The 16,052-nt window shown below is 56.8% G+C and carries 13 protein-coding genes; 9 read left to right on the forward strand and 4 right to left on the reverse strand.

The features are described from left to right. Positions 1–202: 202 nt before the first annotated feature. The 6 genes from rodZ (at position 203) to der (ending at position 7,212) form a co-directional block, all read left to right on the forward strand. On the forward strand, positions 203–1,186 hold the full coding sequence (gene rodZ / locus VGM55_RS09435) for a cytoskeleton protein RodZ (protein WP_154187895.1): 984 nt from the start codon (positions 203–205) through the stop codon (positions 1,184–1,186). Between the two features lie 38 nt (positions 1,187–1,224). Then, on the forward strand, positions 1,225–2,346 hold the full coding sequence (ispG, locus tag VGM55_RS09440; RefSeq protein WP_154187894.1) for a flavodoxin-dependent (E)-4-hydroxy-3-methylbut-2-enyl-diphosphate synthase: 1,122 nt from the start codon (positions 1,225–1,227) through the stop codon (positions 2,344–2,346). 115 nt (positions 2,347–2,461) lie between these two features. Continuing rightward, positions 2,462–3,736 carry a histidine--tRNA ligase gene (gene hisS, locus VGM55_RS09445; protein WP_331635315.1) on the forward strand — a complete coding sequence of 425 codons (1,275 nt, stop codon included), beginning with the start codon at positions 2,462–2,464 and terminating at the stop codon, positions 3,734–3,736. 35 nt (positions 3,737–3,771) lie between these two features. Beyond that, positions 3,772–4,392 carry a YfgM family protein gene (locus tag VGM55_RS09450; protein WP_331635316.1) on the forward strand — a complete coding sequence of 207 codons (621 nt, stop codon included), beginning with the start codon at positions 3,772–3,774 and terminating at the stop codon, positions 4,390–4,392. A 10-nt stretch (positions 4,393–4,402) separates the two neighbouring features. Further along, positions 4,403–5,584: an outer membrane protein assembly factor BamB gene (gene bamB / locus VGM55_RS09455; RefSeq protein ID WP_154187893.1), complete on the forward strand. Its 1,182-nt coding sequence runs from the start codon at positions 4,403–4,405 to the stop codon at positions 5,582–5,584. 122 nt (positions 5,585–5,706) lie between these two features. Then, complete coding sequence (der, locus tag VGM55_RS09460) at positions 5,707–7,212, forward strand: ribosome biogenesis GTPase Der (protein WP_154187892.1); 1,506 nt, start codon at positions 5,707–5,709, stop codon at positions 7,210–7,212. 57 nt (positions 7,213–7,269) lie between these two features. On the opposite strand, the gene VGM55_RS09465 is transcribed toward der, so the two are convergent. Genes VGM55_RS09465 through VGM55_RS09475 form a run of 3 tightly spaced genes read right to left on the reverse strand, consistent with a single transcriptional unit; the run spans position 7,270 to position 10,721 of the window. Continuing rightward, positions 7,270–7,977, reverse strand: a complete 708-nt coding sequence (locus tag VGM55_RS09465; protein ID WP_331635317.1) for an isochorismatase family cysteine hydrolase — start codon at positions 7,975–7,977, stop codon at positions 7,270–7,272. Then, the gene (locus VGM55_RS09470; RefSeq protein WP_331635318.1) at positions 7,970–9,280 is read right to left on the reverse strand and encodes a purine-cytosine permease family protein; all 1,311 of its coding nucleotides are present in this window, start codon (positions 9,278–9,280) and stop codon (positions 7,970–7,972) included. Before VGM55_RS09470 ends, VGM55_RS09465 begins: the two co-directional genes overlap by 8 nt. Then, positions 9,273–10,721: an amidase gene (locus VGM55_RS09475; RefSeq protein WP_331635319.1), complete on the reverse strand. Its 1,449-nt coding sequence runs from the start codon at positions 10,719–10,721 to the stop codon at positions 9,273–9,275. The genes VGM55_RS09470 and VGM55_RS09475 overlap by 8 nt, the downstream gene beginning before the upstream one ends. A gap of 258 nt (positions 10,722–10,979) precedes the next feature. On the opposite strand from VGM55_RS09475, the gene VGM55_RS09480 reads away from it, so the two are divergent. Beyond that, positions 10,980–11,201, forward strand: coding sequence for a zinc ribbon domain-containing protein (locus tag VGM55_RS09480; protein WP_154187888.1), 222 nt, complete (start codon positions 10,980–10,982; stop codon positions 11,199–11,201). Between the two features lie 5 nt (positions 11,202–11,206). Here VGM55_RS09480 and xseA read toward each other — a convergent pair whose 3' ends face one another. After that, the gene (gene xseA / locus VGM55_RS09485) at positions 11,207–12,592 is read right to left on the reverse strand and encodes an exodeoxyribonuclease VII large subunit (protein ID WP_331635320.1); all 1,386 of its coding nucleotides are present in this window, start codon (positions 12,590–12,592) and stop codon (positions 11,207–11,209) included. A gap of 170 nt (positions 12,593–12,762) precedes the next feature. On the opposite strand from xseA, the gene guaB reads away from it, so the two are divergent. Then, positions 12,763–14,229 carry an IMP dehydrogenase gene (guaB, locus tag VGM55_RS09490; protein ID WP_331635321.1) on the forward strand — a complete coding sequence of 489 codons (1,467 nt, stop codon included), beginning with the start codon at positions 12,763–12,765 and terminating at the stop codon, positions 14,227–14,229. A 67-nt stretch (positions 14,230–14,296) separates the two neighbouring features. Continuing rightward, the gene (guaA, locus tag VGM55_RS09495) at positions 14,297–15,874 is read left to right on the forward strand and encodes a glutamine-hydrolyzing GMP synthase (RefSeq protein ID WP_331635322.1); all 1,578 of its coding nucleotides are present in this window, start codon (positions 14,297–14,299) and stop codon (positions 15,872–15,874) included. The last annotated feature ends 178 nt before the right edge of the window (positions 15,875–16,052 follow it).

Genomic DNA, 16,052 nt, shown 5'->3' on the forward strand with positions numbered 1-16,052 from the left:
TAACTAACCGGCTGGTCCGGTAGCCCGGAAAAACGCCCGCTGAGCGTGAATTGCGCGGCAGAAACCGGGTATTTTTGCTGAGGGTTAGCCTTCAGGTATCAGATTTGTTTCGCGGTGCGAGTCAATCTGACGTAGCGGAGACGTTGCGGTACAGGACTCGTGCCAAATTCTTTAATTTGAACAGTACCAGCAGTTGTAGCTAATGAATACTGAAGCCACTAACGAATCAAATGCAGCACAAACTACGGGCGAGCGTTTACGCAACGCCCGTGAACAACTTGGTCTCAGCCAACAGGCGGTGGCTGAACGCCTGTGCCTGAAGGTTTCTACCGTCAGGGACATCGAAGACGACAAGGCGCCAGCCGATTTGGCGTCCACATTCCTGCGTGGCTATATCCGCTCCTATGCGCGACTGGTTCATATTCCTGAAGAAGAGCTGTTGCCAATGATGGCCAAACAGGCACCTATCAAGGCTGCCAAAGTTGAGCCAATGCAAAGCTTCTCCCTGGGCAAGCGCCGTAAAAAGCGCGACGGCTGGCTGATGAGTTTTACCTGGCTTATTCTGTTTGTGGTGATTGGCCTGACGGGCGCATGGTGGTGGCAAAACCACAAAGCGCAGCAGGAAGAAATTTCGACCATGGCCGATCAGTCTACGACCGATCTCTCTGCCAGCAGCGGTCAGTCCGTGCCGCTGAACACCGGTAGTGATTCAGCAGCAACGGCTGATGCGTCACCGGCGCCTTCTACGACTCAGCCTTTGGCTTCTGACAGCGCGGCTCCAGCTGCGACGGCACAGCAAACTGCACCGGGTGATAATGCCCAGCAGTCTGCGGTTGTTTCCCCAAGCCAGGCGCCAATCGAAACTGTACAAACTGCTCCGGCTCCAACGGCTGGCCAGCTGCCAACCGACCAGGCCAGCACCACCGCGCCTGCGCAGGATGCTGAAGGCCTGGTTATGAACTTTACTGCCGACTGCTGGCTGGAAGTCACGGACGCCGCCGGGAAAAAACTGTTTAGCGGCATCCAGCGCAAAGACGGTAAGCTGAATTTAGCGGGCAAAGCGCCTTATAAATTAAAAATTGGTGCACCGGCCGCAGTACAGGTTCAATACCAGGGTAAAACTGTGGACCTGAGCCGTTTTATCAGAACTAACCAGGTTGCACGTCTGACGGTTGGTGCTGAATAATCAGCGCCAGTCCGGACGCGTAATTGTGGAGATTTACCATGCATAATGCCGCACCCATCCAACGTCGCAAATCCAGGCGGATCTACGTCGGTAACGTGCCAATCGGCGATGGTGCACCTATCGCCGTCCAGTCGATGACCAATACTCGCACCACCGATGTGGAAGCGACGGTTAATCAAATCAAAGCATTAGAACGTGTTGGCGCCGATATCGTACGTGTATCCGTGCCGACGATGGACGCCGCAGAAGCGTTCAAGTTGATTAAGCAGCAGGTCAACGTCCCGTTGGTTGCTGATATTCACTTCGATTACCGCATTGCCCTTAAAGTCGCCGAGTACGGCGTGGACTGCCTGCGTATTAACCCCGGCAACATCGGCAACGAAGAGCGTATCCGCAGCGTGGTTGACTGCGCGCGCGACAAAAATATTCCTATCCGTATCGGTGTTAACGCCGGTTCGCTGGAAAAAGATCTGCAGGAAAAATACGGAGAGCCAACGCCGCAGGCGCTGCTCGAATCCGCTATGCGCCATGTAGATCACCTGGATCGTCTCAACTTTGATCAATTCAAGGTGAGCGTGAAAGCCTCCGATGTATTCCTTGCCGTTGAGTCTTATCGTCTGTTGGCTAAACAGATCGATCAGCCGCTGCACCTTGGGATCACCGAAGCGGGCGGGGCGCGTGCCGGAGCAGTAAAATCTGCGATCGGCCTCGGACTTCTGCTGTCTGAAGGGATCGGCGACACGTTGCGTATTTCGCTGGCGGCGGATCCGGTTGAAGAGATCAAAGTTGGCTTCGATATTCTGAAGTCGCTGCGTATTCGTTCCCGTGGGATCAACTTCATCGCCTGTCCGACCTGCTCACGTCAGGAATTTGACGTGATCGGAACGGTAAACGCGCTCGAACAGCGGCTGGAAGATATTATCACCCCGATGGACGTTTCTATCATCGGCTGCGTGGTTAACGGCCCTGGCGAAGCGCTGGTCTCAACCCTTGGGGTTACCGGCGGCAATAAGAAAAGCGGTTTCTACGAAGATGGCGTCCGCCAGAGAGATCGTATGGACAACGATGACATGATTGCGCAGCTTGAAGCGCGTATTCGTGCCAAGGCCAGCATGCTGGATGAAAAGCAGCGTATCGATATCCAACAGCTGGAAAAATAATGCGAAGCATGGGAAGCACAAGGCTTCCCGTGTATGATTGAACCCGCACGGCCGTTTACCTGAGTGAATGGCCTGATTTCGGGTTCATTTTTTGTATATAAAGCAGAGAAAAAACGTGGCAAAAAACATTCAAGCCATTCGCGGCATGAACGATTACCTGCCGGGCGAAACCGCCATCTGGCAGCGTATTGAAGGCATTCTTAAACAGGTGCTCGCGAGCTACGGTTACAGCGAAATCCGTTTGCCGATTGTAGAGCAGACCCCGTTATTCAAACGCGCTATCGGCGAAGTGACCGACGTGGTTGAAAAAGAGATGTATACCTTTGAGGATCGCAACGGCGACAGCCTGACTCTGCGTCCTGAAGGCACCGCGGGCTGCGTGCGTGCCGGTATCGAACATGGTCTTCTGTACAATCAGGAACAGCGCTTGTGGTACATCGGGCCGATGTTCCGCCACGAGCGTCCTCAGAAAGGGCGTTACCGCCAGTTTAACCAGCTGGGTGTGGAAGTCTTTGGCCTGAACGGCCCTGACATCGACGCCGAGCTTATCATGCTGACCGCTCGCTGGTGGCGTGCGCTGGGTATCGACCAGCACGTCAGCCTTGAGCTGAACTCCATCGGTTCTCTTGAAGCTCGCGCGAACTACCGCGATGCGCTGGTTGCTTTCCTTGAGCAGCACAAAGAGAAGCTGGACGAAGACTGCCAACGCCGCATGTACAGCAACCCGCTGCGCGTGCTGGACTCTAAAAATCAGGATGTTCAGACTCTGCTGAACGATGCGCCTCAGCTTGGTGATTACCTCGACGAAGTGTCCCGCGAACACTTTGCTGGCCTGTGCCAGTACCTGGACGCCGCCGGTATCAGCTACACCGTTAACCAGCGTCTGGTGCGCGGCCTGGACTACTACAACCGCACCGTATTCGAATGGGTTACCAACAGCCTCGGCTCGCAGGGAACCGTTTGTGCCGGTGGTCGCTACGATGGTCTGGTAGAGCAACTTGGTGGGCGTGCCGCGCCGGCCGTTGGTTTTGCTATGGGCCTTGAGCGCCTTGTTTTACTGGTACAGGCGATTAATCCGGAATTTAAAGCAGAATCCGTTGTCGATATGTACCTGATCTCTTCCGGTCAGGGAACTCAGGGCGCGGCGATGCTGCTGGCTGAAAAACTGCGTGACCAGGTTCCGGCGCTGAAGTTAATGACTAACTATGGCGGCGGTAACTTCAAGAAGCAGTTCGCCCGTGCCGACAAGTGGGGCGCTCGCGTTGCACTCGTACTGGGTGAAGATGAAGTCGCTAAAGGCGAAGTCGTGGTTAAGGATTTACGCACAGGTGAGCAACAAAACGTGGCGCAAGCCGACGCTGCCGCCCATCTGCAGGCGTTACTGGGTTAATCACCCGGTGATAATTGGTTAAGGAGAAGGACTGCGTGGAAGTTTACGAGAACGAAAACGATCAGATGGAAGCAGTAAAGCGCTTCTTTGCAGAAAACGGCAAAGCGTTGGTAGTCGGGGTTGTGCTGGGTATCGGCGCTCTGGTGGGCTGGCGTTACTGGAATGGCCATCAGGACGACTCCATGCGTGAAGCCTCTCTGGCTTACCAGAACGTCACCAGCGCGGTCAAAGCTGACCAGCCGCAGACGCTGGAAGCGGTAGAGAAATTCGCTGCCGACAACAAAAACACCTACGGCGCACTGGCGGCGCTGGAGCTGGCGCAGCAGTTCGTTGATAAAAACGATTTAGGTAAAGCGGCCACCCAGCTGCAAACCGGCCTCAGCAGCACCAAAGACGAAAACATGCAGGCGCTGATTAACCTGCGTCTGGCGCGCGTCCAGATCCAGCAAAAACAAGCTGACGTGGCGCTGAAAACGCTTGATGGCATTAAAGGCGAAGGTTGGGCGGCAATTATTGCTGACCTGCGCGGCGAAGCGCTGCTCAGCAAAGGGGATAAGCAAGGCGCCCGTGATGCGTGGAGCAAAGGTTCCCAGACCAATGCTTCTCCGGCGCTGCGTGAAATGATGCAGATGAAAATCAATAATTTGTCCAGCTAAGAGGGACCCGATGCAATTGCGTAAACTATTTGTACCAGGGCTGCTCTCTTTGACGCTGCTCAGCGGCTGTTCACTGTTCAGCGGCGAAGAAGATGTGGTTAAAATGTCTCCGCTGCCAACGGTGGAAAACCAGTTCACTCCGGAGAAAGCCTGGAGCACTTCTGTCGGTGATGGAATCGGTGATTTCTACTCTAACCTGCATCCTGCATGGCAGGGCAGCACCATCTATGCTGCTGACCGCCGTGGTACCGTAAAAGCCGTGAATGCGGATGACGGTAAAGAAGAGTGGAAAGTCGATCTCTCTGAGAAAACCGGCTTCTTCTCCAGCAATATTCCTGCTCTGCTGTCAGGTGGGCTGACCGTTGAGGGTTCCCATGTTTATGTGGGCAGTGAGAAAGCGAAAGTGTTTGCGCTGAATACCTCTGACGGCAGCATTGCCTGGCAGGCAAAAGTTGCGGGTGAAGCGCTTTCCCGTCCGGTTGTGAGCGATGGTGTTGTGCTGATTCATACCAGTAACGGTATGCTGCAGGCGCTGAACGAAGCCGACGGCGCGGTAAAATGGAGCGTAAACCTCGATATGCCAGCGCTGTCCCTGCGCGGTGAATCGGCTCCGGCAACCGCCTTTGGTGCCGCTATCGTTGGCGGTGATAACGGCCGCGTAAGCGCAGTGTTGATGCAGCAGGGACAGCTTATCTGGCAGCAGCGTATCTCCCAGGCGACAGGTGCGACAGAAATCGACCGCCTGAGCGACGTGGACACCACGCCGGTTATCGTCAATGGCGTGGTTTACGCCCTGGCGTATAACGGCAACCTGACGGCGCTGGATCTGCGTTCCGGCCAGATCATGTGGAAACGTGAGATGGGCTCGGTGAACGACTTCATCGTGGACGGGAACCGTATTTACCTGGTGGATCAGAACGACCGCGTTGTGGCGTTGAACGTAGACGGCGGCGTAACGCTGTGGACGCAAAGCGATCTGCTGCACCGCAACCTGACCGCGCCAGTGCTGTACAATGGCTACCTGGTCGTTGGCGACAGCGAAGGCTACATGCACTGGATCAACAATGATGACGGGCGCTTTGTTGCCCAGCAGAAAGTGGACAGCTCCGGCTTCCAGACGACGCCAGTGGTTGCCAGCGACAAACTGCTTATCCAGGCAAAAGACGGCACGCTGTACGCCATCAAACGCTAAACTTGTCGGATAATCGTCACGTTTGAAACGGTTCCCTTAGTTCGGGAGCCGTTTTGGCTTTTTAAAAACAGCCGAAAATTGACGCTGTTTTACTAATAAATTTGAGTAATGAGGCTTTTATAATGGTACCTGTGGTCGCGCTTGTTGGGCGCCCTAACGTCGGTAAATCGACCCTGTTTAACCGCTTAACGCGTACCCGCGATGCGCTGGTTGCGGATTTTCCGGGGCTGACTCGCGATCGCAAGTACGGTCGTGCGGAAGTCGAAGGCCGGGAGTTTATCTGCATTGATACCGGCGGTATCGACGGCACCGAAGACGGTGTGGAAACGCGTATGGCCGAACAGTCGCTGCTGGCGATTGAAGAGGCGGATGTTGTGCTGTTCATGGTGGATGCGCGCGCGGGCCTGATGCCTGCCGATGAAGCTATCGCTCAGCACCTGCGTTCTCGTCAGAAGCCGACTTTCCTGGTGGCGAACAAGACCGATGGTCTTGACCCTGACCAGGCGGTTATCGACTTCTATTCCCTGGGCCTCGGCGAAATTCACCCAATTGCCGCTTCCCATGGCCGCGGCGTGACCAGCCTGCTGGAGCACGTTCTGGTGCCGTGGATGGACGACGTCGACCCGCGTGAACAGCCGGAAGAAATCGACGAAGACGAAGCCTACTGGGCCGCGTTTAACGCCAAAAACGGCATTGTTTCCGACGACGAAGAGTTCGAGGAAGAAGAGGAAGAAGAAGCCTTCAACCCTCAGGACCTGCCGATTAAGCTCGCTATCGTCGGTCGCCCTAACGTAGGTAAGTCCACGCTAACTAACCGCATTCTCGGCGAAGAACGCGTGGTCGTTTACGACATGCCGGGCACCACTCGCGACAGTATCTACATCCCGATGGAGCGCGATGAGCGTGAATTCGTGCTGATTGATACCGCGGGCGTACGTAAGCGCGGGAAAATTACCGATACGGTAGAAAAATTCTCGGTAATCAAAACCCTGCAGGCAATTGAAGACGCGAACGTGGTGCTGCTGGTTATTGATGCCCGTGAAGGCATTTCCGATCAGGATCTCTCGCTGCTGGGCTTCATCCTGAATAGTGGGCGCTCACTGGTTATCGTGGTCAACAAATGGGATGGCCTGAGCAATGAAGTCCGCGAGCAGGTGAAAGAGACGCTGGACTATCGTCTGGGCTTTATCGACTTCGCCCGCGTGCACTTCATCTCTGCCCTGCACGGCAGCGGCGTAGGTAACCTGTTCGAGTCCGTTCGTGAAGCCTACGACAGCTCCACGCGCCGCGTAAGCACCGCGCTGCTGACCCGCATCATGAATATGGCGGCAGAAGACCATCAGCCGCCGCTGGTTCGCGGTCGTCGCGTTAAGCTCAAATACGCTCACGCCGGTGGTTATAACCCGCCAATTGTGGTGATTCACGGCAACCAGGTGAAAGACCTGCCGGACTCCTACAAGCGCTATCTGATGAACTACTTCCGCAAATCGCTGGACGTCATGGGTACGCCAATCCGTATTCAGTTCAAAGAAGGGGATAACCCGTTCGCCGGGAAACGCAACACCCTGACGCCAAACCAGATGCGTAAACGTAAGCGTCTGATTAAGCACATCAAAAAGGGCAAGTAAGCCCTGACTGATAGCCGATAAGCTCCCCACCAGAAGGGGAGCTCATTGATTTAAAGGTTAAACTGCCAGCGCGGATGTTTTGCTGGCAAGCCCCTCCAGTAAAGTCTCTGAACTTGCCACTGCGCCAAAAATCCCGCCCTGCATATGAATCATGCTTAACGCCGCTTCGTGGTGTTTCCGTTCCGTGGCCGCACAGCAATCGGTCAGTACCAGACATTCAAAACCTCTGTCGTTGGCTTCACGCAGCGTGGTATGCACGCAAACATCCGTCGTAATGCCGCTCAGTATCAGGTTGCGGATCCCCCGGCTGCGCAGAATCAGTTCCAGATCGGTGGCGTAAAACGACCCTTTGCCAGGCTTATCAATAATCACTTCCCCTTCAAGCGGGGCCAGTTCCGGAATAATTTCCCAGCCAGGCTCCCCGCGCACCAGAATGCGGCCACACGGGCCCGCCGCGCCGATTTCTGCGTGCATACGTTTTGAACGCCAGTGCTTATTCGCCGGCAAATCGCTTAAATCAGGGCGATGCCCCTCGCGGGTATGAATAATCGGGAAGCCCAGCTCGCGCAGGCGGGCCAGTACCTGCTGGAGCGGTTTTATCGGCGCCCGCGTGAGCGCAATGTCATAGCCCATACTGTCGACGTAACCCCCTTTGCCGCAAAAATCGGTCTGCATATCGATGACGATCAGCGCGGTGTCGTGGGCGCTGTAGTGGCCGTCAAAGGGCCAGGCGTAAGGCGTTGAGTTAACGGTGTAATCAGGCATTTTTTCCCTCCATGATGCTCGCCGGGGCTTCATGTTTGATTTTCATTATCAAGGTGTAGCTGATTGCGGCGGTGACCAGGCCAATGACCGCTTCGCCAAACTGCGGGAACAGCAGATGAGCGACCACTGCGCAAAGGCTGCCGATAGCCCAGGCCGCAAAGGCGCTGCCACGCATGCGGCTTGTTTTACGGTTTTCGCTAATTTTGGCCATAAAAATCAAATCGACGATCATCACGGCGCCAAACGGCGGCACGACAATGCCGAGCAAACTCAGCCATTCAAGGAAGTAAGACCACACGCCCGCTAACGCCAGCGCGCCGCCCGCAACGCCCAGAATAAGCGTCCAGAGCCGCATTTTGCTGTGGAACAGATGGCTGTAGCCCACGGCACCGTTGTACAGGCAGTGCGTACAGACGGAGCCGAGGTTGATAAAAACGAACAGGCAGGCGATAGCCGACAGCAGAGCGCCGTGCCCCATCAGGATCGGCAGGAAGTTCCCGCCGTTGGTCACCGGGTCGACGGCCGCGCCCACCGCCACGATAACCACGCCAAAAAGATAAGAAATGACGTTGGCGACGGGGAATGCCGAGAAAGCGGCAATCACGGCGGATTTACCGTTTTTTGACCAACGAGTGAAGTCGGCGGTCATGGTGCCTGAATCAGCAAAGCCCGCCACCACCATGGTAACGGCAGTACCCATGCTCATGGTGCCCACAGCGGCGGGGCTGCCGCGCCACTGAACGACAGTGCTGAAATCATGCTGCTGGCTAATCAGCCAAAGTGCTACCAGGCCAAGCACCACAAACAGCGGGGCCGCAACCATGCCCAGAATCGACAGCGCACGAACGCCCAGGAACGTCACGCCGGTGTAGAGTACGATGGCGAACGCCGTTACCGCCAGCGCGTTCCAGCCGAAGGTCTGGTTAATCACCGTGCCGGTAAGGCCGGTCTGGAAGGCGTACCAGCCAATCACCACGGTGGAAAGAAAACCAGAAACCAAAATGTAGCCTTTGGTGCCGAAGGTTCGTTTTGCCTGTAAGGCGAAATTCATGCCTGTCTGCCCGGCAAACCAGCTGAGGGAACCCACGTAGGCAAACAGCACCAGGTTGCCCAGAAGAATGGCAATAATGGCCGGCCAGAAGCCGAGAGACCAGGTGATGATGCCGCCAAACAGCGCATTGGTAAGGATCATAGGGAAGCCAAACCACACCGCCGAGACGGAGCCCGTAGAGTGGCGATGGCTAAGCGGCACGGGCTCGTGCTCAAATTCCTGCTCCAGGGCAGGGGACGATTTCTTATTCATGGACAACTCCGAGTGAAGCAGGATAGATGTGATTCCATGGTTGAATGCGCTCAAAAGCGGCGCTTGCCGCGAGCACCAGGCCATCGTCCAGGTGACGACCCACGATTTGCAGCCCGACGGGCAGGCCGTCAGCGGTAAAGCCTGCGGGCACCGAAGCAGCCGGCTGGCCGGTAAAGTTGAACGGGAAGCAGAACGACAGCCAGTGGTCGCTTCTCACCATGCGCCCGTCGATGATCTCCGGGCCCTGCATGTGGAGCGGAAAAGGCGGCACGGCAAGCGTTGGGGAAAGCAGCAGGTCATAGCGCTGCATAAAACGCCAAAGCTGATTGCAGATTTTTTTACGCTGGGTATTCGCGTCGGTGAACGTTTCGGCCCGCCACTCGTGCTGCAGCATGGCGCTCAGGTGCGGCGACATTCGCGGCCCCAGTTCGGCCTGCATTTTTCGCATGCCGGTCAGATCGCTTTCAAAGGCAACCAGAGCGGCAAACGTTGAGACTTCATCGGCGATACCGGGGTCAACCTCTTCCAGCTCAGCGCCCAGCTCACGTGCGAAACGGTACGCCGCTTCCGTCGTTACCCGGCGAACTTCGCTGTCCACGGCGACGTAACCAAAATCGGCGCTAAAGGCGATCCGCAGGCCGCTCAGGGGCTTATCTAACGAGGCCAGCCAGTCAACGTCAGAACTGGGAATAGAGTGGCGGTCGCGCATATCCGGGCCGGCCAGCAGCGACATCATCAGCGCTGCATCCCTCACGGTGCGGGTCATCGGCCCAATGTGCTCCAAAGACTCCCAGCTGGAAACGCCCGGATAACGTTCGTCGCGGCAGCCGGGCCAAAGTGGCACACGCCCCATAGAAGCTTTCAGGCCATAGACGCCGCAGTGGGCGGCCGGAATGCGCACAGAGCCACCGCCGTCACTGCCTAGCGCAATCGGGCACATTCGGGCAGCGAGCGCTGCACCTGAACCCGCGCTGGAGCCGCCGGGCGTTTTGCTCAGATCCCAGGGGTTACGCGGGGAAGGAAACAGAGGATTGTGCCCCACGCCGCTGTAGCCAAATTCGGGAGCGGTGGTTTTACCCAGCAGGATGGCATCCGCAGCCAGCAGGCGTTCTACGGCGATGTCATCCTCTGCTGGCACAAAGTCCTGGTAGGCGGCAGAGCCGGAGGTGGTTTTCACCCCGGCGGTACAAATCAGGTCTTTCACCGCCAGGGGAACGCCCGCCAGAGCCCCTAATGGTTGCCCGCTGGCACGCCTGGCATCGACGGCTTTCGCCTGAGCCAGAGCGAGTTCCGGCGTCGGGGTACAAAACGCCTGAATGAAGGGCTCACGCGCCTGCTGGCGATCGATGGCTGCCTGAGTCACTTCACGGGCTGAAACCTCGCCACAGCGAATCAGTGCGGCAAGCGCAGTGGCATCTTTATCTAACAGCTCATCAAACATGAAAATCCTCCCCGATTGCCCACGTAAAGGGAGTGATTCAATTATCATGCCAATGACTTCAAAAAATTGAAGGTTCAGCCGCAGCGCCGTCTGGGATACCAGTCTGGATACAAGCGCTCATCAGCGAGGGAACAGGTTGGGCAAAAACGGTGCATTAATGCGCTAAACTTGCCAGCCTTTTGCACAATAGCGAAGTGAATCCATCTTAACGTTATGGGTATATAATGGGGCCCATTAATGACTTAGCGGGAGGGAAGGATGATGCTTAATTGCCCCGAGTGTAGAAACGAACTGAGGCAAACGGACGGCGGCGCGCGCTGCGATACCTGCGGCAAAGACTTCCGTCTGGAGGCGCTCTGCCCGGACTGCCATAAACCGTTGCAGGTGCTGAAGGCCTGCGGTGCGGTGGATTATTTCTGCCAGAACGGCCACGGGCTGATTTCTAAAAAGCGCGTGGAATTTATTCCCACCGCGCTCTGAACGGTTTATTCGTCTTTCGCCGCTGGCTTACGCTTACGCGGCGCTTTCACCGCTTTAATGCCCGTCACCTGACTCTCAACCCAGCCGTCATCCAGGCGCGTAGTCAGCGTATCCCCGGACTTCACCTGTTTGGTTTTCTTCAGCACTTTGCCGTCTTCGGCTGTCGTCACGCTGTAGCCGCGCGCGAGCGTCGCAAGCGGGCTGACGGCTTCCAGCTGGGCGAGCGCGGTGCCGAAGCGCTGTTTCGTCTGGCTGAGCTGAGCGCTCACTAACTGCGACAGGCGGTATTCCAGCTGCTGTAAGCGAGACTGGGCGCGGTGAATGCGGGGCTGAGGCTGCTGCTGGTTAAGGCGCTGGCTAAGGCGTAGCTGCTGCTGGGTCGCCCGGCGCATTTTTCCATCGATGGCCACGTTCAGGCGCTGGCGCAGGCGTTCAAGCGTGGTTTGCTGGCGAGCTAAACGTAGCTGAGGATGCTGCTGCTGCAGGCGATGGTGCAGCTGGGTAAACCGCCGCGAGCGCTGGGCGAGGTAATAGTCCATCGCCATTTCCATACGCTGCTGCTGGGACTGGATTTGGCGCAGTAATTCTAGCTGATTACGGCTGACGATTTCCGCCGCGGCGGAAGGCGTTGGCGCACGTAAATCAGCGACAAAATCGACGATCGTGAGGTCAGTTTCATGCCCTACGGCGCTAACGACCGGGATCTTGCTTGCGAAAATTGCCCGCGCAACCCGCTCATCGTTAAAGCTCCACAGATCTTCCAGCGAGCCGCCGCCGCGCCCGACAATAAGCACGTCACATTCGTTACGCAGGTTAGCAAGCTCGATGGCGCGCACGATTTGCAGCGGGGCGTCTGCGCCCTGAACGGCAGTCGGATAAATAATGACCGGCAGGGACGGATCGCGACGCTGTAATACGTGCAAAACGTCGTGCAGGGCCGCGCCGGTTTTAGAGGTGATGACGCCGACCTGGCGAGCCGGAGCGGGCAGGGCCTGCTTATGCAGCTGGTCGAAAAGCCCTTCAGCGCTCAGCTTCTGCTTGAGCTGCTCGTACTGCTGCTGCAACAGCCCTTCACCGGCGGGCTGCATGCTTTCGACAATAATCTGATAGTCGCCGCGTGGTTCGTAAAGGGTGATGTTAGCGCGCACTAACACTTGCTGCCCGTGCTGCGGGCGGAAGGTCACACGGCGATTGCTGTTGCGGAACATCGCGCAGCGAACCTGGGCGGTGTCGTCTTTTAGCGTGAAGTACCAGTGGCCCGAAGAGGGCTGGCTGAAGTTGGAGATTTCACCGCTGATCCAGACCTGCCCCATCTCCTGCTCCAGCAGCAAACGCACCGTCTGATTCAGGCGAGAAACGGTAAAAATTGAAGGGGAATTCAGTGTCGGCATGTGAGCTGGATCAAATTCTAAATCAGCAGGTTAATAGGTCGATACTACAGCCCGGTGCGCTATTAGCAAGGAGTTTTGCGAAAAAAGTGTGGATGCAATCGCTTACGCTCTGTATAATGCCGCGGCAATATTTTATCTGTTCTCATTCACCCCCAGGTTGAGATATTGCCATGCTACGTATCGCTAAAGAAGCACTGACGTTTGACGACGTTCTCCTCGTTCCCGCTCACTCTACCGTTCTGCCGAACACGGCCGATCTCGGCACCCAACTGACCAAAACTATTCGTCTGAATATCCCTATGCTGTCCGCAGCGATGGATACCGTGACGGAAGCGCGTCTGGCTATCGCCCTGGCGCAGGAAGGCGGTCTGGGTTTTATCCACAAAAATATGTCGATTGAACGCCAGGCAGAAGAAGTAAAGCGCGTTAAGAAACATGAAAGTGGCGTCGTCACTGACCCGCAAACCGTGCTGCCTACGACCACCCTGCGTGAAGTGAAAGAATTAACCGAGCGTAACGGCTTTGCCGGTTACCCGGTAGTGACCGAAGACAACGAACTGGTTGGCATCATCACCGGCCGTGACGTGCGCTTCGTGACCGACCTGAGCCAGCCTGTTAGCGTGTACATGACCCCGAAAGAGCGTCTGGTTACCGTGAAAGAAGGCGAAGCGCGCGACGTCGTGCTGTCTAAAATGCACGAAAAACGCGTTGAAAAGGCGCTGGTTGTGGACGCGGGTTTCCACCTGCGCGGCATGATCACCGTCAAAGACTTCCAGAAAGCAGAGCGTAAACCTAACGCCTGTAAAGACGAGCAGGGCCGTCTGCGTGTTGGGGCTGCGGTTGGCGCAGGCGCAGGCAACGAAGAGCGTGTTGACGCGCTGGTCGCCGCTGGCGTTGATATTCTGCTGATTGACTCCTCTCACGGCCACTCCGAAGGCGTTCTGCAACGTATTCGTGAAACCCGTGCTAAATACCCTGACCTGCAAATCATCGGCGGTAACGTAGCAACCGCCGCTGGCGCTCGCGCTCTGGCGGACGCTGGCTGCAGCGCGGTTAAGGTCGGCATCGGTCCTGGCTCCATCTGTACCACGCGTATCGTTACCGGCGTTGGCGTACCGCAGATAACCGCTGTAGCTGACGCGGTTGAAGCGCTGGAAGGCACCGGTATTCCGGTCATCGCCGACGGCGGGATCCGCTTCTCCGGCGACATCGCGAAAGCTATCGCCGCTGGCGCAGCTGCGGTGATGGTTGGCGGCATGCTGGCAGGTACCGAAGAGTCTCCGGGCGAAATCGAACTGTACCAGGGCCGTGCGTTCAAATCCTACCGCGGCATGGGTTCTCTGGGCGCGATGTCCAAAGGCTCTTCTGACCGTTACTTCCAGACCGACAACGCCGCAGACAAACTGGTACCGGAAGGTATCGAAGGTCGCGTAGCGTACAAAGGCCGCCTGAAAGAGATCGTTCACCAGCAGATGGGCGGCCTGCGTTCCTGCATGGGCCTGACCGGCTGTGGTACTATCGACGCGCTGCGTACCAAAGCGGAATTCGTACGCATCAGCGGGGCCGGTATTCAGGAAAGTCACGTTCACGACGTGACCATCACTAAAGAGTCTCCGAACTACCGCATGGGCTCCTGATTTCACTAGCCCGGCCACGCGCCGGGCTATTTATATTCTCGTTTCACTTGCCTCGGAATTAACGTCAATGACGGAAAACATTCATAAACATCGCATCCTGATCCTCGACTTCGGTTCTCAGTACACTCAGCTGGTGGCGCGCCGCGTCCGTGAGCTGGGCGTCTACTGCGAACTGTGGGCATGGGATGTTACCGAAGCTCAAATTCGTGAGTTCAACCCAAGCGGTATCATTCTCTCCGGCGGCCCGGAAAGCACCACCGAAGAAAACAGCCCGCGTGCGCCTGAGTATGTGTTTACCGCTGGCGTGCCGGTGTTCGGCGTTTGCTACGGCATGCAGACCATGGCCATGCAGCTGGGCGGCCACGTTGAAAGCTCTACCGAACGTGAGTTTGGCTACGCGCAGGTTGAAGTGAAAACCGACAGCGCGCTGGTTCGCGGCATCGAAGACTCCCTGAGCGCAGCCGGTAAACCGCTGCTGGACGTCTGGATGAGCCATGGCGACAAAGTGACTGCTATCCCGTCCGACTTTGTGACCGTTGCCAGCACCGAAACCTGTCCGTTTGCCATTATGGCCAACGAAGAAAAACGCTTCTACGGCGTGCAGTTCCACCCGGAAGTGACCCACACCCGTCAGGGCCAGCGTCTGCTGGAGCGTTTTGTGCTGGAAATCTGCGGCTGCGAAGCGCTGTGGACCCCGGCAAAAATCATCGAAGATGCGATCGTCCGCATCCGCGAGCAGGTCGGTAACGACAAAGTTATCCTCGGCCTGTCCGGCGGCGTTGACTCCTCCGTAACCGCGATGCTGCTGCACCGCGCCATCGGCAAAAACCTGACCTGCGTGTTCGTGGACAACGGCCTGCTGCGCCTGAACGAAGCCGCTCAGGTAATGGACATGTTCGGCGACCACTTCGGGCTGAACATCGTTCACGTTGAAGGCGAAAACCGCTTCCTGACCGCGCTGGCGGGCGAGAACGACCCGGAAGCCAAACGTAAGATCATCGGCCGCGTGTTCGTAGAAGTGTTCGACGAAGAAGCGCTGAAGCTGGAAGACGTTAAATGGCTGGCGCAGGGCACCATCTACCCTGACGTTATCGAGTCTGCGGCTTCCGCGACCGGCAAAGCGCACGTCATCAAATCTCACCACAACGTGGGCGGCCTGCCGAAAGAGATGAAGATGGGCCTGGTTGAGCCGCTGCGCGAGCTGTTCAAAGATGAAGTGCGTAAAATCGGCCTCGAGCTGGGCCTGCCGTACGACATGCTTTACCGCCACCCGTTCCCGGGCCCAGGCCTCGGCGTTCGCGTGCTGGGCGAAGTGAAGAAAGAGTACTGCGACCTGCTGCGCCGCGCCGATGCAATCTTCATCGAAGAGCTGCACAAAGCCGACCTGTACAACAAAGTGAGCCAGGCGTTCACCGTGTTCCTGCCGGTCCGTTCCGTGGGCGTAATGGGCGATGGCCGCAAGTACGACTGGGTTGTTTCCCTGCGTGCGGTAGAAACCATCGACTTCATGACCGCGCACTGGGCGCACCTGCCGTATGATTTCCTCGGCCGCGTGTCCAACCGCATCATCAACGAAGTGAACGGCATCTCCCGCGTGGTTTACGATATCTCCGGTAAACCGCCTGCTACGATTGAGTGGGAATAATCACTCTTACAGTTGTCTGAAGTGCTGAAAGCCCGCTGATGCGCTGAGGAATCCCCAGTAATGAGCGGGTAAAAAAAGACAGGCATAGAGTTTTGTGATCTACTGATTTGTGCAACCAATTCAATGGGATCACCTCTATGCCTGCTCGCCAAGTATGTCAGAATTTCTTCCGTGATAC

Source organism: Cedecea sp., assembly GCF_036500665.1.
GTDB lineage: Bacteria > Pseudomonadota > Gammaproteobacteria > Enterobacterales > Enterobacteriaceae > Cedecea.

What these genes read in the sequence shown, in the direction of transcription:
- rodZ (WP_154187895.1), top strand. Translation starts at nt 203, where the DNA reads ATGAATACTGAAGCCACTAACGAATCAAATGCAGCACAAACTACGGGC.
- ispG (WP_154187894.1), top strand. Translation starts at nt 1,225, where the DNA reads ATGCATAATGCCGCACCCATCCAACGTCGCAAATCCAGGCGGATCTAC.
- bamB (WP_154187893.1), top strand. Translation starts at nt 4,403, where the DNA reads ATGCAATTGCGTAAACTATTTGTACCAGGGCTGCTCTCTTTGACGCTG.
- der (WP_154187892.1), top strand. Translation starts at nt 5,707, where the DNA reads ATGGTACCTGTGGTCGCGCTTGTTGGGCGCCCTAACGTCGGTAAATCG.
- VGM55_RS09465 (WP_331635317.1), bottom strand. Translation starts at nt 7,977, where the DNA reads ATGCCTGATTACACCGTTAACTCAACGCCTTACGCCTGGCCCTTTGAC.
- VGM55_RS09470 (WP_331635318.1), bottom strand. Translation starts at nt 9,280, where the DNA reads ATGAATAAGAAATCGTCCCCTGCCCTGGAGCAGGAATTTGAGCACGAG.
- VGM55_RS09475 (WP_331635319.1), bottom strand. Translation starts at nt 10,721, where the DNA reads ATGTTTGATGAGCTGTTAGATAAAGATGCCACTGCGCTTGCCGCACTG.
- VGM55_RS09480 (WP_154187888.1), top strand. Translation starts at nt 10,980, where the DNA reads ATGATGCTTAATTGCCCCGAGTGTAGAAACGAACTGAGGCAAACGGAC.
- xseA (WP_331635320.1), bottom strand. Translation starts at nt 12,592, where the DNA reads ATGCCGACACTGAATTCCCCTTCAATTTTTACCGTTTCTCGCCTGAAT.
- guaB (WP_331635321.1), top strand. Translation starts at nt 12,763, where the DNA reads ATGCTACGTATCGCTAAAGAAGCACTGACGTTTGACGACGTTCTCCTC.
- guaA (WP_331635322.1), top strand. Translation starts at nt 14,297, where the DNA reads ATGACGGAAAACATTCATAAACATCGCATCCTGATCCTCGACTTCGGT.